Raw genomic sequence first — 21,008 nt, 5'->3', positions numbered from 1 at the left:
CAACCATTTTCGACCTGGCCACCCTCCCCACCTTCAGCCTCCTGCAACTGGGCATAGCCTTGCTGTTGCTGGTGGCCGGCGCCGAACTGCTGGTGCGAGCCGCCCTTCGCCTGGCACAGCGTGTACACGTACGGCCGCTGATCATTGGCCTGAGCCTGGTGGCATTCGGCAGTACGGCGCCACAGCTGACCGTCAGCCTGCAGGCCGCCTATCAGGGCGCGCCCGATGTGGCCGTGGGCAGCGTGATCGGCAGTAACATCTTCAATGTTCTGGTGATCCTTGGCCTGGCTGCATTGATCATCCCGCTACGCGTGTCCCGCCAACTGGTGCGCCTGGACATTCCACTGATGATCCTCGCCAGCGCACTGGTCTATGCGCTGGCCGCCAACGGCCATCTGGGGCGCGTGGAAGGGCTGGTGCTGCTATCAGGCCTCGTGGGGTATCTGGTCATGCTCTGGCACCAGTCGCGCCACTATGCCCGCACCTACCCTGCACCGCGTGCGCTGGCCAGCAGCGCCGGGCGCTTCTGGACCGGCACACTGCTGCAAGTGGCGTTCGGCTTCGGCCTGCTCAGCCTGGCCGGCCACTTGCTGCTGGAAGCGGCGGTCGAAGTCGCGACCGACCTGGGCTTGTCTGAACGCATCATCGGCTTGACCGTTGTCGCGGTGTGCACGTCACTGCCCGAACTGGCTGCGGCGCTGATTGCCGCCCTGCGAGGGGAACGGGAGATCGCCGTGGGCACGGTGATCGGCAGCAACCTGTTCAATCTGCTGGCGGTGCTAGGCCTGACCGCACTGACCACACCCGAGCCGCTGACCATATCGCCAAACGCACTGGGCTTCGACCTACCGGTAATGCTCGGCGTCGCGGCGCTGAGCCTGCCAGTGTTCTACTCCGGGTACCGGATTACCCGGGCCGAAGGGTTGGTATTACTTGGCCTTTACCTGGTCTACGGGCTGCACGTGGTGGCGTTCACCATCGGCATGCCGCTGGCCGGCCGCCTGGAACGGCTGATGCTCTTCTACGTTCTGCCAGTGCTCGGCCTGGTGCTGTTGTACACCACTGTGAGGGCCTGGCGGCGGCAGCACTAACGGCGGGAAGGTGGTGTCGCGACGAAGTGCATGGCTTGGGTGGCGCGCCGCACCACTCAAGACATGCACCCTGACTCAAGCCTGCCGGGCTTTCTTCAACCGGAACGCTACCCAAAGCAGCGCAATCCACCCGGGTATCAGCATCACCGAAATACGAATCGGCGGGGTCAGGTACATCACCACCAGAATCAGCACGATAAATGCCAGGCACAGGTAGTTGGTGAACGGGTGCCCCCAGCTCTGGTAGAACGGCTGGATACCTGCCGCCAGCTTGGCCTTGCGGAACTTCAGGTGGGTAATGCTGATGCTCGCCCAGTTGATCACCAGCGCCGACACCGCCAGCGCCATCAGCAGGCCGAATGCATCACCCGGCATCAGGTAGTTGATCACCACGCACATGCCCGTAGCGAAAGCCGACACGCCCAACGCAGTCAGTGGCACACCGCTGCGGCTGACCTTGAGCAGCTGGCGTGGTGCGTCGCCCTGGCTGGCCAGGCCGAACAACATACGGCTGTTGGCGTACACGCAACTGTTGTAGACCGACAGCGCAGCTGTCAGCACCACGATATTGAGGATGGTCGCCACCAGGTCGCTGTCCAGTTCGTGGAAGATCATCACGAACGGGCTGCCACCCTGCACGACCTTCTGCCACGGGTACAGCGACAACAGCACCGCCAGCGCACCGATGTAGAAAATCAGGATGCGGTAAACCACCTGGTTGGTTGCCTTGGGAATGCTCTGGCGCGGGTTGTCCGCTTCGGCGGCCGTGATGCCCACCAGCTCCAGGCCACCAAAGGAGAACATGATCACCGCCAGCGCCATCACCAGCCCGGTGACGCCATTGGGGAAAAACCCGCCGTATTGCCACAGGTTGGCCACACTGGCGTCCGGGCCGCCGTGGCCACTGCTCAGCAGCCACGCGCCGAAACCGATCATGCTGACGATGGCCACCACCTTGACCAGGGCGAACCAGAACTCCATCTCGCCATAGACCTTGACTTGGGTCAGGTTGATCAGGTTGATCACCACGAAGAAGATCGCCGCCGTGGCCCAGGTGGGAAACTCCGGCCACCAGTACTGCACATAGATGCCAACGGCGGTGAGCTCGGCCATACCCACGAGCACATACACCACCCAGTAGTTCCAGCCCGAGACGAAGCCTGCGAACTCACTCCAGTACTGGTGTGCGAAGTGGCTGAAACTGCCGGCTACCGGCTCTTCGACCACCATTTCGCCCAACTGGCGCATGATGAAGAAAGCCATCAGGCCAGCGATGGCATAGCCCAGCAAAACGGAGGGGCCCGCCAGCTGGATGGTCTGGGCGATACCCAGGAACAACCCGGTACCGATGGCACCGCCCAGCGCGATCAGCTGGATATGGCGATTCTTCAGCCCGCGCTGCAACCGCTCGGGCGTGCTCTGGTCTTGCATGAAGTGTCCTTAAGCTCAGTGAGGCAGTGTTTTTTGAGGTATGCAGTCAAGGATCTAGATCCATCCGCCCCACTGCAAGATGAAAATACCAATATTGGTGGTGATCGCCGCCATTAGCGTAGTGATCACGATGATCGATGCCGCCAGTTCGTGATTGCCGTTGGCTGCCCGTGCCATGACGTAACTGGCCGCCGCAGTGGGGCTGCCGATGTACAGGAACAGAATGCCCAGCTCAGCCCCGCGAAAACCGCAGAGCCAGGCACCGAGCGTGCCGAACAGCGGCAACCAGAGCATCTTCACCAGGCTGGCATCGATGGCCAACTTGCCGCTGTCGCGCAGGGCGTTGAGCGACAGGGTGCCACCGATACAGATCAGCGCCAGCGGCAGGGTCATCTGCGCGAGGTAGTCGCCCGAGGTGAGCAACCAGTTGGGCAGGGGTACCTGCCCATAGGCCATGGGCGTGGCCAGTAGCACGCTGATGATCAGCGGGTTGCTGAAAATGCTCTTGCAGATGCTCCACGGGTCGGACTTCAGGTCCGGGCTGTATACCGCCAGCACTACGGCTGAAAGCGAGTTGTACAGGAGGATCACCAGGCCTGCGAGCACTGCCCCCAGCGAGATACCGTAGTCCCCGTAAAGGCTGGCGGCCAGGGCCAGGCCGATCACGCCGTTGTTGCCGCGAAACGCACCCTGGGTGTAGATGCCGCGGTCGGCCAGCGGGCTGCGCCAGATTGCCAGGCCCCAGGCCACGGCGAAGCCGACCAGCGTGGCAGCGACGAAATAGAGGATGACACCCGGTTTGATCGCCGTTGCCAGGTCGGCATGGTAGATGCCGAGGAACAACAGCGCAGGCATGCAGACGTTGAACACCAGTTGCGAGGCAACCCGGTTGAAATTGTCGTCGATCAGGTGAATGCGTTTGAGCAGCACGCCCAGGAACAGCATGGCGAAGACGGGCGCCGTGATGTTCAGCGTCTGGATAAGAAGGGCGAGCATGCGCTAGCGATCCTGAAGGGTTGCCGTTAGGGGGCTAATGATACGCCAACGCGTCAGGAGTTGCGGGGATCAGCCGCAATATATAGAAATTTCTGTTAGGCCCTATCGCCGGCAAGCCGGCTCCCACTGGTCCCCATCAAGCCTGAATACTGTGGAGCACCTGTGGGCCGGCTTGCCGGCGATAGGGCCGGTACTGCCAGGATAAGTTCAGCGCCGCACAGGCCGTTTCTGCAGCTTGCGCTGCAACGTGCGCCGGTGCATGCCCAGCGCCCGCGCGGTAGCGGAGATATTGCCCTCGTGCTCGCTGAGCACGCGCTGGATGTGCTCCCACTGCAAGCGGTCCACCGACATGGGGTTTTCCGGCACCAACGTATCCAGGTCCGTATGCTCCGAGAGCAGTGCCGCCAGCACATCGTCGGCATCGGCCGGTTTGCACAGGTAGTTGCACGCCCCGCGCTTGACCGCCTCGACCGCCGTGGCAATGCTCGAGTAGCCGGTGAGGATCACCACGCGCATTTCCGGGTCCAGCTCCAGCAGCTTGGGCAGCAGCACCAGGCCGGAGTCGCCCTCCATTTTCAAGTCCAGCGTGGCGTAGTCCGGCAGATCATTCTGCGCCAGGACCAGGCCTTCCTCGGCGGAGCTTGCAGTGCTCACGCGGAAACCGCGACGGCTCATGGCACGGGCCATGACCCGCGTGAAGGTGGCATCGTCATCCACCAGCAGCAGGTGCGGCAGCTCTTCGCTTTCGACCTGGTTTTCTTCGCTCATCATTCATCTCCTCGCTTGCCATGGGGCAGGCGCAGTTCGGTCAGGGTGCCACCCTGCTCATGACTATAGAGTTTCACCGAACCGCCCGCACGGGTCACGCTGGCTTTGCTCAAGAACAGGCCCAGGCCGAAGCCTTTGCCTTTGGTGGTAATGAAGGGTTTGCCGATTGCTTCGGCAATGGCCGGCGGCACGCCGGGGCCATGGTCGCGGATGCTGATGACGATGTCCTGGGCGTCCCAGTCCAGGCGTACCTCCAGGTCGTCAGGGCACGCATCGGCGGCATTGTTCAACAAGTTCAGCAGCGCCTGGGTCAGGTCCGGTGGCGGGGTCAGGCGGGGCACCTGGCCGTCGCGCAGACGCTGGAAGCGATAGCTGGCTTCCGGACGCATCAGGTGCCAACGGTTCAGCGCCTCATCGAGCCACTCGGTCACGTCCTGCTCCACCATCGCCAGGCGGCGATTGGCTTCAGCGGCACGCACCAGTTGCTGCAGGGTTTCCTTGCACAGCTTGACCTGGTCCTGAAGGATCTGCAGGTCCTCCTGCAACAGCGGGTCGGCGTGGTCCTGGCGCATTTCGTTGAGCAGCACGCTCATGGTCGCCAGCGGCGTACCCAGCTCATGGGCGGCACCGGCGGCCTGGGTGGCCACGGCCAACAATTGTTCGTCGCGCAGGCTTTCTTCGCGCCGTTCGGAGCGCAGTTTTTCCTGACGGCGCAGCTCTTCGGCCATGCGCGCGGCGAAGAAGGTGATCACCGCAGCCGCCAGCGCGATGCTCAACCACATGCCGTAGACCTGCATCTTGTCCCGCGCCATCGGCAGGCCTTCAAGCGGGTAGAACTGCACCAGCAACAGGCTGTAGGCGGTCAGGGCGATACCCGACAGGATCAGCGAGTAGAGCCAGGGCAAGGTCACGGCGGCAATGGCCAGCGGCACCAGGTAATAGGAGACGAAGGGGTTGGTCGAGCCGCCCGAGTAATAAAGCAGCGCGCTGTGGATCAGCAGGTCGCAGGCCAGCTGCAGCGCGTATTCCAGTTCGGTGACCGGCAGCGACAGGCGCAAGCGCAACGCGGTGAAGGCGCACAGCAGGGACGACAGAGCCAGGGTCGCGGCCAGGGAAAACCACGGCAGCGGCAGCAGTTCGGTCCAGTAGGCAACGCCCACCGAGCCTGCCTGAGCGGCCAGGACCAGAACGCGAATGACAGTCAGGCGCCAGAGGTTCTGGCGGGTAGCGGACAGCGGTTGTGCGGCGGCGAGCATGAGCTCTCCTGATGAGTGCTCCAGGACAATCGGCTGGAGTATACCGAAGGCGCGCGCCCAGCTGCAGCGATGCGGCAAAGCGCCACAGTTTGTCACAGCTTCATGATGGCACTTTTGAACCCACTACACTGATCCCGGTCTGATGGGCCATGCGTGGGATGGATGGCCAGAACCCACGCCTTTCATTGCCAAGGAGTATCACATGCCTAACCCTCGTCGCGGCGCTGCCCTGATCCTGTCCTGCGGCCTGCTCGCCAGCCTGCCGGCGCTGGCGGCTGATGAGCCGCGCTACAACCAGATATCGCTGCGTGCAGAAGTCAGCAAGGAAGTGCCCCGCGACCTGATGGTCGTGACCCTTTATAGCGAAGCGCAGAACACCGACCCGGGCAAGCTTGCCAAACAGATCACCGAAACCATGAACAAGGCCGTGCAGCAGGCCCGCCAGGTCAAGGACGTGAAAATCAGCCAGGGCAGCCGCAACAGCTACCCGGTCTACGACAGCAAGGGGCAGAAGATCACCGGCTGGCGCGAGCGTGCCGAAGTGCGCCTGGAAAGCGCCGACTTCCCGGCCCTCTCTCAGCTCAGTGCCGACCTGCTGCAAGACCTGAAGATGGGCGGCATGGACTTCTCCATCGCCCCGGCCACGCGCAAGGCCAGCGAAGACGCCTTGCTCAAGGATGCGGTCAATGCCTTCAAGGCCCGTGCGCAACTGGCCACCGAAGCCCTGGGTGGCAAGGGCTATAAAGTGGTCAGCCTGAACCTCAACAGCAGCGGCTACCCACGCCCCTATCTGCGCAGCGCGCCAATGGCCATGAAAGCCATGGGTGCCGACGAAGCAGCACCGGCGCCGGATATCGAGGCGGGTACCAGCGAAGTCAGCATGAACGCAGACGGCCTGATCGAAGTGCAGATGCCTTGATCAACGCAGGCGATACAAGGGGCGCATTGCGCCCCAGCAGCACAAATAGAGACATTTCCTACGCACTCAAATAGTGCTTCCTACAAATTCCCTCCCGCGAAACATCCCGAAAAAGCCATCATTTTGCCCTCGCAAACGTTCAACTTCCTCGAAAGTTATACATATGCGACATCCATGTACGCCCGTACTACTTTTCTGACGCCAACTATCCTTCGCAGTGTTGCATTGGGAACACACCCTGCATAAGTATCCGCAGGTCGGCTCACGAGGCCACCTCGAATCAGAAAAATGACAACAATGAGGCCACCATGCTCAAACACGCAGTCATTCCGTTCCTGCTCGGCGCAGGCTTGCTGACCGGCGCTCCGCTTGCCCACGCCGCGTCCAACCTGGTGTTCTGCTCCGAAGGCAGCCCCGCCGGCTTCGACCCGGGGCAATACACCACCGGAACCGACTTCGACGCCTCGGCCGAGACCGTGTTCAACCGCCTGACCCAGTTCGAACGTGGCGGCACCGCCGTTATCCCCGGCTTGGCGACCAAATGGGAGGTGTCCGACGACGGCAAGACCTACACCTTCCACCTGCGCGAAGGGGTCAAGTTCCACACCACCGATTACTTCAAGCCAAGCCGCGAATTCAACGCAGACGACGTGCTGTTCACCTTCAACCGCATGCTCGACAAGAATCACCCGTTCCGTAAGGCCTACCCCACTGAGTTCCCCTACTTCACCGACATGGGCATGGACAACAACATCGCCAAGGTGGAGAAGCTCGACGAGCACACCGTCAGGTTCACCCTCAACCAGGTGGACGCCGCGTTCATCCAGAACCTGGCGATGAGCTTTGCCTCCGTGCAGTCGGCCGAGTACGCCGACCAGTTGCTCAAAGAAGGCAAGGCTGCAGACATCAACCAGAAACCGATCGGCACCGGCCCGTTCGTGTTCAGCAAGTACCAGAAGGACGCCCAGATCCGCTTCAAGGGCAACAAGGATTACTGGAAACCCGAGGACGTGAAGATCGACAACCTGATCTTCGCCATCACCACCGACGCCTCGGTGCGCATGCAGAAGCTGAAGAAGAACGAGTGCCAGGTGACCTTGTTCCCGCGCCCTGCCGATATCGAGCCGCTCAAGGCCAACGACAAGCTGCAGATGCCGCACCAGGCCGGTTTCAACCTGGGCTACATCGCCTACAACGTGATGGACAAGCTCAAGGGCAGTGACCAACCCAACCCGTTGGCTCAACTGAAGGTGCGCCAGGCACTGGACATGGCCGTCGACAAGCAGAAGATCATCGAATCGGTCTACCAGGGCGCCGGCCAGCTCGCCGTCAATGCCATGCCGCCGACCCAGTGGTCCTACGACGAAAGCATCAAGGATGTGCCGTACGACCCGGAAAAGGCCAAGCAACTGCTCAAGGAAGCCGGGATCAAGGAAGGCACCGAAATCACCCTGTGGGCCATGCCGGTGCAACGCCCGTACAACCCCAACGCCAAGCTGATGGCCGAGATGCTGCAGGCTGACTGGGGCAAGGTCGGCATCAAGGCGAAAATCGTCAGTTACGAGTGGGGCGAGTACATCAAACGTTCCAAAGGCGGCGAACAAGGCGCCATGCTGATCGGCTGGAGCGGCGACAACGGTGACCCGGACAACTGGCTAGGCACCCTGTATGGCTGTGATGCCATCGAGGGCAACAACTTCTCCAAGTGGTGCTACAAGCCCTACGACGACCTGATCAAGCAGGCCAAGGCCACTTCCGACCAGGCCAAGCGCACCGAGCTGTATAAACAGGCGCAGCATATCCTCAAAGATCAGGTACCGATCACGCCAATCGCCCACTCCACGGTCTACCAGCCGATGAGTGCCAAGGTGAAGGGCTTCAAGATCAGCCCGTTCGCACTGAACTCCTTCTACGGCGTCAGTGTGGAGAAATAGCGCCGGGCACACGCACCACCCTCGCCCACTTCCACCCTTCGAACTCCCCCCGGCGCTACCCGCGCCGGGGTTGGGGCCCCTGTTGCCGCATTTCGTATCCCGAAGCGGCAAAAACAGACGGAAAAAGGATTTGCCATGCGCCACACCACACTGTTTTCCACGCTGCTCGCCGTGGGCCTGCTGAGCCAGGCATCAGCCCCTCAGGCCAGTAGCCTGGTGTTCTGCTCCGAGGGTAGCCCGGCCGGGTTCGACACAGCCCAATACACCAGTGCCACCGACAACGATGCGGCAGAACCGATCTACAACCGCCTGGTGGAATTTCAACGCGGCGGTACGGCAGTGCATCCCGCCCTGGCAACGAAGTGGGAAGTATCCGACGATGGCCTGCGCTACATCTTCCACCTGCGCGAGGGGGTGAAATTCCACGCCAACAAGGCATTCACCCCCAGCCGCGACTTCAACGCCGATGACGTGCTGTTCACCTTCAACCGCATGCTCGACCGCGAGCACCCGTTCCGCCAGGCTTACCCCACCGAGTTCCCCTACTTCGTCAGCATGGGCCTGGACAAGAACATCGCCGGTATCGAAAAGACCGGCCCGATGACCGTGGTGTTCACCCTGAACAAGGTCGATGCCGCCTTCGTGCAAAACCTGGCGATGAGCTTCGCTTCGGTGCTTTCGGCTGAATATGCCGAGCATCTGATGGCGAGCGGGCGCCCCAGCGACATCAACCAGCAGCCTATCGGTACCGGCCCGTTCGTGTTCCAGCGCTACCAGAAGGATTCGCAGATCCGCTTCAAAGGCAACAAGGACTACTGGGCACCGGACGAGGTGAAACTCGACAACCTGGTATTTTCGATCAACACCGACCCCTCGGTGCGCATCCAGAAGCTGCGCCGCGGCGAATGCCAGGTCACCCTGCACCCACGCCCGGCCGACCTGCCAGCCCTCAAGCACGACAGCAAGCTGCAGGTGCTGCAACAACCAGGCTTCAACCTCGGCTATATCGCTTACAACACCCAGCACCCGCCGTTCGACCGCCTGGAGGTACGCCAGGCCATGGACATGGCAGTGAACAAACAGGCGATCCTGCAGGCGGTGTATCAGGACTCGGGGCAACGCGCAGTCAACGCCATGCCACCAACCCAATGGTCCTATGACGACAGCTTAAAGGACGCACCCTACGACCCTGAGCAGGCCCGCCAGCTGCTCAAGCAGGCCGGGGTCAAGGAAGGCACCGAAGTCACCCTGTGGGCCATGCCCGTGCAGCGCCCGTACAACCCCAACGCCAAGCTCATGGCCGAGATGCTTCAGGCCGACTGGAGCAAGCTGGGCTTGAAAGTGCGCATCGTCAGTTATGAATGGGGCGAATACCTCAAGCGCATGAAAAGCGGCGAGCACGACATCGCCCTGATCGGCTGGACCGGTGACAACGGCGACCCGGATAACTGGCTGGGCACCCTCTACAGCTGCGATGCCATCGGTAGCAACAACTACTCGCAGTGGTGCGACCGGCAGTACGACAGCCTGGTCAAGCAAGCCAAGCAGGTAACCGACCGCGAGCAGCGCACAGTGCTGTACCAGCAGGCCCAGCAACGCCTCAAACAGCAGGTGCCGATCACGCCGGTGGCGCACTCCACGGTGAACCAGCCGCTCAGCGTCAAGGTGGCCGGCTTCAAGGTGAGCCCCTTTGGCCGCAACGACTTTTCCGGAGTGAGCGTTGATTGAGCGTTAGCCGGTAGCGGCCCTCTCGCCGGCAAGCCGGCTCCTACAAAAATGGCACAAGCCTGGGGATCTTTATTGATTCCTGTGGGCGCCGGCTTGCCGGCGAAAGGGCCAGCACTGGCCACACACCTCCCCCTGATTGGCCCGGCAACCCCGGGCAACCCTGGCAACACCGCAACAACCCGGCCCACAAGGCCAGGCAATAACTAAAAGAACAGAAAGGGAGCTTTCATCTTGAGACTATTCACGTTCACCACACTGGCGTTATCCATCGCCACCTTCGCCGCCGTGGCCCAGGCCGACACCCAAAGCCAGGACTACGTCCCGTTCAGCCTCAAAGGCACCAACGAGCAGGATGAGGCCAAAGGTTTCATCGACGGCCAGAGCCTGTCCGGCAGCACCCGCAACTGGTACGCCCGCGAACGCGCCACCCGCGCGCCGTTGTTCAAGTACTACAAAAGCGACGGCACACGCCACGACAGCCACAGCCGCGACAACTGGCTGCAGGGCACCATCCTCAACTACAGCTCAGGCTTCACCCAGGGCACCGTGGGTTTTGCCGTGGAGGCAGCCGGCTACAACGCCATCGCTCTGGAGCAAGGCCGCGCCGCAGTCGCCGGGCCGAACAACCGTACCCTGACCCATAGCGATGGCGACCCCATCGGCCAGTGGAGCAAGATGGGCCTGGCCAACCTCAAGGCACGGGTGTCCAACACCACCCTCACCGTCGGCCGCCAGTCCGTGGACACGCCGATGATCGCTTACATCGGCAACCGCGCCCTGCCCTCCAGCTTCCAGGGCGCGTTCCTGCACAGTGCAGAGTTCGACAACCTGTCATTCGACCTGGGCACCTTCGACCGTGTCTCGCCGCGCACCGAACAGAGCCTGAGCAAGTTTCGCAGCGAGTATGGCGCCGCGGGCGTGGAAACCGACCGTGCCAGTACCGCCGGGGTCAACTACCAGCCGCTCAAGAGCCTGACCACCAGCCTGTACGCCACCAAGGTCGACGACTTCTGGAACCAGTACTACTTCGGCGCCAGCCACGTGCTGGGCGACAGCGCGGTGCTGAGCCTGACCACCGGCCTGAACTACTACAAGACCGTGGACGCAGGCAGCCAGAAGATGGGCGAGATCGACAACGACACCTACAGCCTGTCGTTCGGCCTGACCCACCAGGCCCACACCCTCAGCGCTTCGTGGCAGCAGGTCAACGGTAACGAGTACTTCGACTACCTGCACGAAACCAACGGCATTTACCTGGCCAACTCCCTGCTCTCGGACTTCAACGGCCCGAACGAGAAATCCCTGCAGATTTCCTACGTGCTGAACATGGCGCCGTATGGCGTGCCGGGCCTGAAGTTCAACCTGTACAACGCCCGCGGCTGGGGCATCGACGGCACCCATTACCGCGGTACGGCCTATGACGTGAACGGCCTGGATGGCGAAACCCACTATGAGTGGGGTATCGGCACCAGCTACGCGGTGCAGAGCGGGCCGCTGAAAGACACCAGCATCCGCGCTACCTATACCGCGCATCGCGCCAGCAAGGCACAGGCCGATGGCAGCCTGGATGAGTTCCGCGTGGTGACCACCATTCCATTCAACATTCTCTGACCGCTTACGCCCAGGTCCGCTTCAGTGCGGGCCCGGGCGGCTACGCTGGAATCATTGCAAGCAAGGAGGACACATGACATCGCTACCGCTACGCGCTGCCCTGGCAGCGGTCATCCTCGGCGCCGCCGGCAACCTGGCGGCCAAGCCGCTGGTGGTGTGCACCGAAGCCAGCCCGGAAGGCTTCGACATCGTTCAATACACCACGGCGGTCACCGCCGATGCCTCGGCTGAGACGGTGTTCAACCGCCTGGTCGACTTCAAGCCCGGCACCACCGACATCCAGCCAGCCCTGGCCGAACGCTGGGACATCTCGGCCGATGGCCTGACCTACACCTTCCACCTGCGCCGAGGGGTGAAGTTCCACACCACCGACTACTTCAAACCGACCCGCGATTTCAACGCCGACGACGTGCTATGGAGCCTGCGCCGCCAGCTCGACCCCAACCACCCGTGGCACGACAAGACCAGCGTCGGCTACCCGTATTTCGAGAGCATGGCCTTCAAGGACCTGCTCAAATCGGTGGACAAGACCGACGACCACACCGTGGTCATCACCCTGACCCGCCCGCAAGCACCGTTCCTGCGTGACATGGCCATGGCCTTCACCTCGATCTACTCCGCCGAATACGGCGACCAGTTGCTAAAGGCCGGCAAGACCGGCGACCTCAACAGCAAACCGATCGGCACTGGCGCGTTCATCTTCCAGCGCTACAACAAGGACGCCCAAGTGCGCTTCAAGGCCAACCCGGACTACTTCCGCGGCAAGCCGCCGGCCGACTCGCTGATCTTCGCCATCGCCACCGACAGCAACGTGCGCCTGCAGAAGCTGCGCGCCAACGAATGCCAGGTGGCGCTTTACCCGAAACCGGACGACGTGGCGTCGATCAAGGCTGATCCCAAGCTCAAGGTCGCCGAGATCGAGGCCCTGGTCACCGGCTATATCGCCATGAACACCGAGCACAAATACCTCAGCGATGTGCGCGTGCGCAAAGCCATCAACATGGCCTTCGACCGCCAGACCCACGTCGACCAGCTGTTCGGCAAGGGCAATGCGCTGGTGGGGGTAAACCCTTACCCGCCAACCATGATCGGTTACAACAGTGCCAACCAGAACCCACCCCGTGACCTGGCCAAGGCCCGTGAACTGCTCCAGCAGGCCGGGGTGCCGCAAGGCACGGTCATCACGCTGTTCACCCGCAATGGCGGCGGCGCGACCAACCCCAACCCACGGCTGTCGGCGGAAATGCTCCAGTCCGACCTCGCCAAAATCGGCCTGAAGCTGGACATCCGTGTGATGGAGTGGGCCGAGATGCTGCGCCGGGCGAAAAACGGTGAGGCCGACCTGGTCTCCACCGGCTGGGCCGGCGACAACGGCGACCCGGACAATTTCCTCAGCCCCCTGCTCAGCTGCGATGCGGTCAAAAGTGGCGAGAACTACGCGCGCTGGTGCAACTCGAAGTTTCAGGACCTGATCACCCGCGCCCGTGAGGTGATCGACAACGACGAGCGTGCCAGGCTCTATGCCGAGGCATTGAAGGTGTACGATGACGACCAGCCCTGGATCAGCATGGCGCACCCGAAGATGTTCACTGCCATGCGTGACAACGTGGAGGGTTATGTGATCAACCCTCTGACCAACAACAACTTCGCCACCACCCAGGTGAAGTAGAACAACAACGACCGCCGGCAACCCACACGGGCAACGGCGGCACCGCCGTACAACGGCTGATGAGGTAACCCTGACAATGTTGAGTTTTATTGCCCGGCGCCTGGGCCTGCTGATACCGACGTTTTTCGGCATCACCTTGCTGACCTTCGCGCTCATACGCCTGATCCCCGGCGACCCGGTGGAAGTGATGATGGGCGAGCGCAGGGTCGACCCCGAGATGCACGCCCAGGCCATGGAGCGCCTGGGCCTGAACAAGCCACTGCCGGTCCAGTACCTGGATTACGTGGGCAAGCTCGCCCAGGGTGACCTGGGCGAGTCGCTGCGCACCCGTGAAAGCGTATGGAGCGAGTTCCTCACCCTGTTCCCTGCAACCCTGGAACTGGCATTTGCTGCGCTGCTGTTCGCCGGCATCGTCGGCTTATTGGCCGGCGTGATCGCTGCGCTCAAGCGTGGCTCGCTGTTCGATCACGGGGTCATGGGCATCTCCCTGGCCGGCTATTCGATGCCGATTTTCTGGTGGGGCCTGATCCTGATCATGTTCTTCTCGGTGAGCCTGGGCTGGACGCCGGTCTCCGGGCGCATCGACCTGCTGTACGACATCGAGCCGAAAACCGGCTTCATGCTCATCGATACCTTGCTCAGTGACGAAGAAGGCGCGTTCAAGGATGCGGTGATGCACCTGATCCTGCCGGCCATCGTGCTCGGCACCATCCCGTTGGCGGTAATCGCCCGCATGACCCGCTCGTCCATGCTCGAAGTGCTGCGCGAAGACTACATTCGCACTGCGCGCGCCAAAGGCCTGTCACCGGCCCGCGTGGTGTTCGTGCACGGCCTGCGCAATGCGCTGATCCCGGTGCTGACCGTGTTCGGCCTGCAGGTCGGCACGCTGCTGGCCGGTGCGGTGCTGACCGAAACCATCTTCTCCTGGCCGGGCATCGGCAAATGGCTGATCGAAGCCATCGGCGCCCGTGACTACCCCGTGGTCCAGAACGGCATCCTGTTGATCGCCTGCCTGGTGATCCTGGTCAACTTCGTCGTGGACATCCTCTACGGTCTGGCCAACCCACGCATCCGTCATCAGCGCTGAGGCCTTCGCCATGACTAGCCCTATTCCGAAATCCGTGACGCCGGCCAGCCCGGTGGACCAAAGCCTGCTCTACCCCTCGCCATACAAAGAGTTCTGGCACGCCTTCTCGCGCAACAAGGGCGCGGTGATGGGCCTGGCCTTCATGTGCGTGGTGGTGTTCTGTGCGCTGTTCGCGCCGTGGGTGGCGCCGCATGACCCAAGCGAACAATACCGTGACTTCCTGCTGACCCCGCCGGTATGGCTCGAAGGCGGTACCTGGCAATTCATCCTCGGCACCGACGAACTGGGCCGTGACCTGCTCTCGCGGCTGATCCAGGGCGCCCGGCTGTCGCTGCTGATCGGCCTGTCGTCGGTGGTGATGTCGCTGATCCCGGGCATCCTGCTGGGCCTGCTGGCCGGTTTCTTCCCGCACTTCCTTGGCCCGTCGATCATGCGCCTGATGGACGTGATGCTGGCCCTGCCGTCGCTGCTGCTGGCCGTGGCGATCGTCGCCATTCTCGGCCCAGGCCTGATCAACACAGTGATCGCCATCGCCATCGTGTCGCTACCGTCCTACGTGCGCCTGACCCGCGCTGCGGTGATGGGTGAACTGAACCGCGACTACGTGACCGCCGCGCGCCTGGCTGGCGCCGGGTTGCCACGGCTGATGTTCGTCACCGTGCTGCCCAACTGCATGGCGCCACTGATCGTGCAGGCGACCCTGAGCTTCTCCTCGGCCATCCTCGACGCCGCTGCGCTGGGCTTCCTGGGCCTGGGTGTACAACCGCCGACCCCGGAGTGGGGCACCATGCTCGCCTCGGCCCGGGACTACATCGAGCGCGCCTGGTGGGTGGTGAGCCTGCCCGGCCTGACCATCCTGCTCAGTGTGCTGGCAATCAACCTGATGGGCGACGGCTTGCGCGATGCGCTGGACCCGAAACTCAAGAACGCCGCCTGAGGAGAGCGCCATGTCACTGTTGCAGATCAACAACCTGAGCGTGCGCTTCGGCGACGCCAATGCAGTCCCAGTGGTGGACGGCCTGGACCTGGCGGTGGACGCCGGTGAAATACTGGCCATTGTCGGTGAGTCCGGCTCGGGCAAATCGGTCACCATGATGGCCCTGATGGGCCTGATCGAGGCCCCCGGGCGCATCACCGCCGATACGCTCACCTTCGACGGCACCAACATGCTCAAACTCAGCTCCCGCCAGCGGCGCAAGGTGGTGGGCAAGGACATCGCCATGGTCTTCCAGGACCCGATGACCGCGCTCAACCCCAGCTACACCGTGGGCTACCAGATCGAAGAAGTGCTGCGCCAGCACCTGGGCCTCAAAGGCAAAGCCGCGCGCCAGCGTGCCCTGGAGCTGCTGAAAAAGGTCGAGATCCCGGCTGCCGAAAGCCGCCTGGACGCCTACCCGCACCAGCTGTCCGGTGGCATGAGCCAGCGCGTGGCGATCGCCATGGCGATTGCCGGGGAGCCCAAGCTGCTGATCGCCGACGAGCCGACCACCGCGCTGGACGTGACCATCCAGGCGCAGATCATGGAACTGCTGGTCAACCTGCAGAAAGAGCGCAACATGGCGCTCATCCTGATTACCCACGACCTGGCCGTGGTCGCCGAAACCGCCAAACGCGTCTGTGTGATGTATGCCGGCCAAGCCGTGGAAGTGGGCCAGGTGCCAGAGCTGTTCGACGTGCCCGCGCACCCCTACAGCGAAGCACTGCTGGCGGCCATCCCCGAACACAGCATCGGCGCCGAACGCCTGGCCACGCTGCCGGGCATCGTCCCTGGCCGGTACGACCGCCCGGACGGCTGCCTGCTGTCGCCACGCTGCCCGTACGTGCAGGACAACTGCCGGCGCCAACGCCCACCCCTTGACCCTCAGGCCCATAGCCTGGTGCGTTGCTTCTACCCGCTGAACCAGGAGGTGGCGTGATGAGCGTCGTTCTAACCGCACGGGAGCTGACCCGGCATTACGAAGTGTCCCGCGGGCTGTTCAAGGGCCATGCCTTGGTGCGCGCACTCAATGGCGTGTCATTCGAGCTGGAAGCTGGCAAGACCCTGGCCGTGGTGGGTGAGTCGGGTTGCGGCAAGTCCACGCTGGCGCGCGCACTGACGTTGATCGAAGAGCCCTCTTCCGGCTCGTTGCAGATCGACGGCACCGAGGTCAAAGGCGCCAGCAAAAGCGAGCGCAAACAGCTGCGCCGCGACGTCCAGATGGTGTTCCAGAGCCCCTATGCCTCGCTCAACCCACGGCAGAAGATCGGCGATCAGTTGGCCGAACCGCTGCTGATCAACACCTCGTTGAGCAAGGCCGAGCGGCGCGAAAAAGTGCAGAAGATGATGGAGCAGGTGGGGTTGCGGCCTGAGCATTACCAGCGCTACCCGCACATGTTCTCGGGCGGCCAGCGCCAGCGCATCGCCCTGGCCCGGGCGATGATGCTGCAACCCAAAGTGCTGGTGGCCGACGAACCGACCTCGGCGCTGGATGTGTCGATCCAGGCACAGGTGCTGAACCTGTTCATGGACCTGCAGAAGGAATTCAACACGGCCTACGTGTTCATCTCCCACAACCTGGCAGTGGTACGCCACGTGGCGGATCAGGTGCTGGTGATGTACCTGGGCCGGCCGGCGGAAATGGGGCCGAAGGAAGATATCTACGAGAAGCCGCTGCACCCGTACACCCAGGCGCTGCTTTCAGCGACACCGGCGATCCACCCGGACCCGTTGAAACCGAAGATCCGCATCGCCGGCGAGCTGCCCAACCCGCTCGACCCGCCGGATGGGTGCGCATTTCACAAACGCTGCCCGTATGCGACGGAACGGTGTGGTGTTGAAGTGCCGGCGTTTCGCCAGGTCGGGACCAGGCAAGTCGCCTGTCACTATGCCGAGCAGTTTCTTTAGGTCGGCATAGCCTCAATCGCCGGCAAGCCGGCCCCCACAGGTAGTTCACTGCTCCTGAGAACGGTGATGTACCTGTAGGAGCCGGCTTGCCGGCGATGGGCCGCACAGCGGCCCCAACCACTCAATGCATGAATATCGCGATCAGAATGATCACCGGAATCGGCACCCCAAGCATCCACAGCAGTAATGAGCGCATGATGTTTCTCCTTACTCAACGTTGAACAGTACGACGCGCGGTGCAATCAACCCCTTCCCCTTCCAGCCACATCACGCGATCACGCTGGCGACCACCGTACAGGGCTGCCAGGCTGGCGAAGAATGCCCCACACAACAGCGCAACGAAGGTCCACAGCGCGGTCCATGCCGCCACTTTGGCTGCGGTGTCGGCTGCTTTTTTTGCCTCGACCTTGGCTTGCTCGACCTGGGCGAACACCTGGTCTACGCGTGCTTCGGCTTCAGGCTGGCTGAGGCGGGTACGCTGGGCTACCAGTTGCGCCAGGTAAGCGCGGTCATCTTCGGCGAGCGTCCCCTGCGCAATGGACCTGGCGATAATCCGTGCTGCCACGCCATTGGCGGCGTCGTCACTCACAGGCGCCGGGCCATCACTGCGGAACAGGCTGTCGACGAAATAGCCATTGGCGTCAGGCTTGGGCGCCATGCTGGCTGCGGCCCCCACGGCATTCGCGCCCGCCTGCACACCGGCACTGGCCAGCCCCCCGGCGGTACTCACGATCAGCATCGCCGCTACCAGGGTGGCGATTGCCCAGGCGAGAAAACCATGCGCCGTGTCGCGGAAGTACACCTCGTCACCGTGCAGGTTCGCCCACTTCACCCGCAGGCGCCCGGCAATATAGCCACCCAGCCCGGAAGCAAGAATCTGGGTCAGCAATAGCCAGATGATGGTCGAGATGCCCAGTGCCTTGGCGCTGGCACCTTCATCGGCCCAAGGCGAGGTGGCGGCAAAGCCGAGCCCCGCACCCAGTACCATCAGGATCAGTGAAAGGGACACAGCGGCAGCAGCCCCGGCGAAGATGGCCGCCCAGGACACGCCTGAGCGGCTCTGGGAATCGACATGCGGGTAGTCGGCAGAGGGAATCATGAGGTTTTCGCCTTTATTGTTGATAACAGGTCCATTGCCCTGTAATCGGTGCAGAGGCTGTGCCAGTTGTGTCAAAAAATGACATGCTGCCAAATCAATGGCTTAGCTCAAGCGTGCGTCCTAGGACCGTGCAAAACACCCGAATCGAGGCTCACCACTCAGGGTTTATGCAACGCCCCCCAAGATCCGACCCACGCATCCCAGGGCCCACAGACTTGCCTGCTTCCGCCCTCCCCGGCACTATCAACCCATGACCCCGACCATCCTCGCCGACGGCCCTGAACAAACGCCGATCACCGCCGAAACCGTGCTGCGCTACCACCTGTGCTGGAAGCATCGCGACCTCGACGGGGTAATTGCGCTATATCACCCGGACGTGCAATACCACGATTTTTTCCAGAACCGCGTGCTCGGTTACGACGCGCTGCGTGACTATGTCCGCGCTTGCCTGCCCCACCAGGCAGGCGAGGACATCGTCCATGGCGACCGCATCCGCGTAGACGGCAGCACGGCATTCATCCAGTACCAGGTCACGGTGCAGGGCGGCGAAGGCCTGGTGGCGTTTCAGTCCAGCGAAGCGATCACGGTCAAGGACGGGCTGATCTGGCGGGTCAACGAGTACGCCACGCTGGTCCGCCAGAACAGCCAGGGGCTTGCCAGCAGCGGCCCGCGCCCAGCCGTCAGCCGCCTGGGCCTTTCGCCGCGACAGCTGTCGACCATGGCCCAGGACCTGGAGCACTACTTCCAGCGCCAGCGCCCCTACCTTGACCCGGAACTGGACCTGCAACAGGTGGCCGATGCCAGTGGCTACAGCCGCAACCAGATCTCCTACCTGCTCAACCAGGTGCTGGGGCAAAGCTTCTACCGCTACGTCAACCAGGCCCGCCTGCAGCACCTGATGGCCAGCCTGGATGACGACAGGGTCGGGGCGCCGATCGACGACCTGGCGTTCAGCGCGGGCTTCAACTCCCTGTCGGCATTCTACAAGTGCTTCCGCGAACACACCGGGCTTACGCCCAAGGCCTATCTGAAGCAAATTTCCCTGCGTGCACGCACGTAAGACAGCCAGCGCTGAACGCCACTAGGATCGCCCACAGACCTTGACGGATGTGGAGCCGAACCCGATGCAACCTTTGCGCACGCTCAGCCTGTGGATGGACCAGCTTGAAGAGCCGCTGTGCGCCCGCCCGGCCCTGCGCGAAGACCTCGACGTCGATGTGTGCATCATCGGCGCTGGCTACACCGGGCTTTGGACCGCCTACTACCTCAAGCGCCAAGCGCCACAGCTGAACATCGCCGTGATCGAGGCCAACATTGCCGGCTTTGGCGCCTCTGGGCGCAATGGCGGCTGGCTGATGGGCAACATGCTCGGTGAAGACCGCCTGCTCGCCACCCTGTCGCCGCAACAACGCCGCGCCAGCATCGACCTGCTGCATGGCATCCCCGACGAAGTCCACCGCGTGCTGCAACGCGAAGGCATCGATTGCGACTACCGCAAAGGCGGCGTGCTGTATTGCGCCGCGCGCTACCCGGAACAGGAGCGCAGCCTGCGTGCCTACCTCGATGACCTCTACCGCCAGGGCATGACCGAGGATGACTACCGCTGGCTGCGCCCCGAGCAACTGGACGCCCAGCTTCGCGTGAGCAACGCCTACGGCGCGATCTACAGCCCGCATACCGCGACCATCCAACCCGCCAAGCTGGTGCGTGGCCTGGCCCGGGCAGTTGAAGCGCTGGGCGTGCCGATCTACGAGAACACCCCCGCCGTCGACTGGCAGCCCGGTGAAGTGCGGGCACCCCTGGCGCGCATCCGCTGCCAGTGGATGGTCCCTGCTGTGGAGGGCTACGCCGCCAGCCTGCCACCGCTGGGCAAGCATCAACTGCCGGTGCAGAGCCTGCTGGTGGCCACCGAGCCCCTGCCCGAATCGACCTGGGAGCAGATCGGCCTGTCACAAGGCCAGGCCTTCAGCGAGAGCAGCCGCCAGGTCACCTATGGCCAGCGCACCGCCGACAACCGCCTGGTGTTCGGCGCCCGCGGCGGCTACCGCTTCGGCGGCAGGCTGCGCGAAGACTTCACCCTGACAGAGGCCGAAGTCGAACTGCGCCGCTACCTGTTCAGCGAGCTGTTCCCACAACTCAAGCATGTGCGCATCACCCATTCGTGGGGTGGCAACCTGGGCATGGCCCGGCGCTTCCGCCCGCACATGCTGTGTGACCGCCAGCGCGGTATTGCCCTGTCCGGCGGTTATGGCGGCGAAGGTGTCGGCGCCACCAACCTCGGTGGGCGCACCTTGGCCGCGCTGATCCTCAACCAGCACAACGAACTGACCGCGCAACCCTGGGTGCTCGACAACCGTCCGCTGTCGAGCCTGGCCAGCTGGCCGCCCGAGCCCTGCCGCTGGCTGGGCTACAACGCGATCATCCAGAGCTTCGTGCACGAGGACCGAACCCTCGCCAACCCCGCCACCGTGCCATGGCGGCGGCGCCTGGCCAGCTCGCTGGCGGACTTCATGGAAGGCTTCATGCACTGACTTC

At 63.0% G+C, this 21,008-nt stretch carries 17 protein-coding genes; 12 read left to right on the top strand and 5 right to left on the bottom strand.

Annotated elements, in window-relative coordinates:
- Positions 1 to 47: 47 nt before the first annotated feature.
- Positions 48 to 1,091, top strand: coding sequence for a calcium/sodium antiporter (locus BLX42_RS01655; protein WP_046784454.1), 1,044 nt, complete (start codon positions 48 to 50; stop codon positions 1,089 to 1,091).
- 75 nt (positions 1,092 to 1,166) lie between these two features.
- On the opposite strand, the gene BLX42_RS01650 is transcribed toward BLX42_RS01655, so the two are convergent.
- From BLX42_RS01650 to BLX42_RS01635, 4 genes are all read right to left on the bottom strand, one after another.
- The gene (locus BLX42_RS01650; RefSeq protein WP_046784455.1) at positions 1,167 to 2,522 is read right to left on the bottom strand and encodes an amino acid permease; all 1,356 of its coding nucleotides are present in this window, start codon (positions 2,520 to 2,522) and stop codon (positions 1,167 to 1,169) included.
- Between the two features lie 54 nt (positions 2,523 to 2,576).
- Positions 2,577 to 3,518: an AEC family transporter gene (locus BLX42_RS01645; protein WP_046784456.1), complete on the bottom strand. Its 942-nt coding sequence runs from the start codon at positions 3,516 to 3,518 to the stop codon at positions 2,577 to 2,579.
- Positions 3,519 to 3,725: 207 nt separating this feature from the next.
- Positions 3,726 to 4,286: a response regulator transcription factor gene (locus tag BLX42_RS01640; RefSeq protein ID WP_039604181.1), complete on the bottom strand. Its 561-nt coding sequence runs from the start codon at positions 4,284 to 4,286 to the stop codon at positions 3,726 to 3,728.
- Positions 4,286 to 5,542: an ATP-binding protein gene (locus tag BLX42_RS01635; protein ID WP_046784457.1), complete on the bottom strand. Its 1,257-nt coding sequence runs from the start codon at positions 5,540 to 5,542 to the stop codon at positions 4,286 to 4,288. Before BLX42_RS01635 ends, BLX42_RS01640 begins: the two co-directional genes overlap by 1 nt.
- A gap of 202 nt (positions 5,543 to 5,744) precedes the next feature.
- Between BLX42_RS01635 and BLX42_RS01630 the strand changes: the two genes are divergently transcribed.
- The 9 genes from BLX42_RS01630 to BLX42_RS01590 all read left to right on the top strand — a co-directional run bounded on the left by BLX42_RS01630 (position 5,745) and on the right by BLX42_RS01590 (position 17,374).
- Complete coding sequence (locus BLX42_RS01630) at positions 5,745 to 6,461, top strand: SIMPL domain-containing protein (protein WP_046784458.1); 717 nt, start codon at positions 5,745 to 5,747, stop codon at positions 6,459 to 6,461.
- A 308-nt stretch (positions 6,462 to 6,769) separates the two neighbouring features.
- Entirely contained in the window at positions 6,770 to 8,395 is a 1,626-nt protein-coding gene (locus BLX42_RS01625) for an ABC transporter substrate-binding protein (protein WP_046784459.1), read from the top strand.
- A 135-nt stretch (positions 8,396 to 8,530) separates the two neighbouring features.
- A complete protein-coding gene (locus tag BLX42_RS01620; RefSeq protein ID WP_161871002.1) occupies positions 8,531 to 10,123 on the top strand; it encodes an ABC transporter substrate-binding protein in 1,593 nt (530 codons plus the stop codon).
- Between the two features lie 231 nt (positions 10,124 to 10,354).
- Positions 10,355 to 11,734, top strand: a complete 1,380-nt coding sequence (locus BLX42_RS01615) for an OprD family porin (protein ID WP_161871001.1) — start codon at positions 10,355 to 10,357, stop codon at positions 11,732 to 11,734.
- A 73-nt stretch (positions 11,735 to 11,807) separates the two neighbouring features.
- On the top strand, positions 11,808 to 13,403 hold the full coding sequence (locus tag BLX42_RS01610) for an ABC transporter substrate-binding protein (protein WP_161871000.1): 1,596 nt from the start codon (positions 11,808 to 11,810) through the stop codon (positions 13,401 to 13,403).
- Positions 13,404 to 13,479: 76 nt separating this feature from the next.
- Complete coding sequence (locus tag BLX42_RS01605; protein WP_012316108.1) at positions 13,480 to 14,490, top strand: ABC transporter permease subunit; 1,011 nt, start codon at positions 13,480 to 13,482, stop codon at positions 14,488 to 14,490.
- A gap of 10 nt (positions 14,491 to 14,500) precedes the next feature.
- Complete coding sequence (locus BLX42_RS01600) at positions 14,501 to 15,427, top strand: ABC transporter permease subunit (RefSeq protein WP_012316109.1); 927 nt, start codon at positions 14,501 to 14,503, stop codon at positions 15,425 to 15,427.
- Positions 15,428 to 15,437: 10 nt separating this feature from the next.
- Positions 15,438 to 16,406 carry an ABC transporter ATP-binding protein gene (locus BLX42_RS01595; protein WP_046784463.1) on the top strand — a complete coding sequence of 323 codons (969 nt, stop codon included), beginning with the start codon at positions 15,438 to 15,440 and terminating at the stop codon, positions 16,404 to 16,406.
- The gene (locus BLX42_RS01590; protein ID WP_046784464.1) at positions 16,406 to 17,374 is read left to right on the top strand and encodes a peptide ABC transporter ATP-binding protein; all 969 of its coding nucleotides are present in this window, start codon (positions 16,406 to 16,408) and stop codon (positions 17,372 to 17,374) included. The genes BLX42_RS01595 and BLX42_RS01590 overlap by 1 nt, the downstream gene beginning before the upstream one ends.
- A 211-nt stretch (positions 17,375 to 17,585) precedes the next feature.
- Here BLX42_RS01590 and BLX42_RS01585 read toward each other — a convergent pair whose 3' ends face one another.
- On the bottom strand, positions 17,586 to 18,473 hold the full coding sequence (locus tag BLX42_RS01585; RefSeq protein WP_161870999.1) for a hypothetical protein: 888 nt from the start codon (positions 18,471 to 18,473) through the stop codon (positions 17,586 to 17,588).
- 250 nt (positions 18,474 to 18,723) lie between these two features.
- Here BLX42_RS01585 and BLX42_RS01580 point away from each other — a divergent pair, with 250 nt between their 5' ends.
- Positions 18,724 to 19,533 carry a nuclear transport factor 2 family protein gene (locus BLX42_RS01580; protein WP_125923441.1) on the top strand — a complete coding sequence of 270 codons (810 nt, stop codon included), beginning with the start codon at positions 18,724 to 18,726 and terminating at the stop codon, positions 19,531 to 19,533.
- A gap of 64 nt (positions 19,534 to 19,597) precedes the next feature.
- A complete protein-coding gene (locus tag BLX42_RS01575) occupies positions 19,598 to 21,004 on the top strand; it encodes an FAD-binding oxidoreductase (protein WP_039604407.1) in 1,407 nt (468 codons plus the stop codon).
- The last annotated feature ends 4 nt before the right edge of the window (positions 21,005 to 21,008 follow it).

The sequence above is a fragment of the Pseudomonas sp. SG-MS2 genome (assembly GCF_009933855.1).
Taxonomy (GTDB): Bacteria; Pseudomonadota; Gammaproteobacteria; order Pseudomonadales; family Pseudomonadaceae; genus Aquipseudomonas; species Aquipseudomonas putida_E.
The sequence above is the reverse complement of the archived record's forward strand: the minus strand, read 5'-3'. Positions and strand labels throughout refer to the sequence as shown.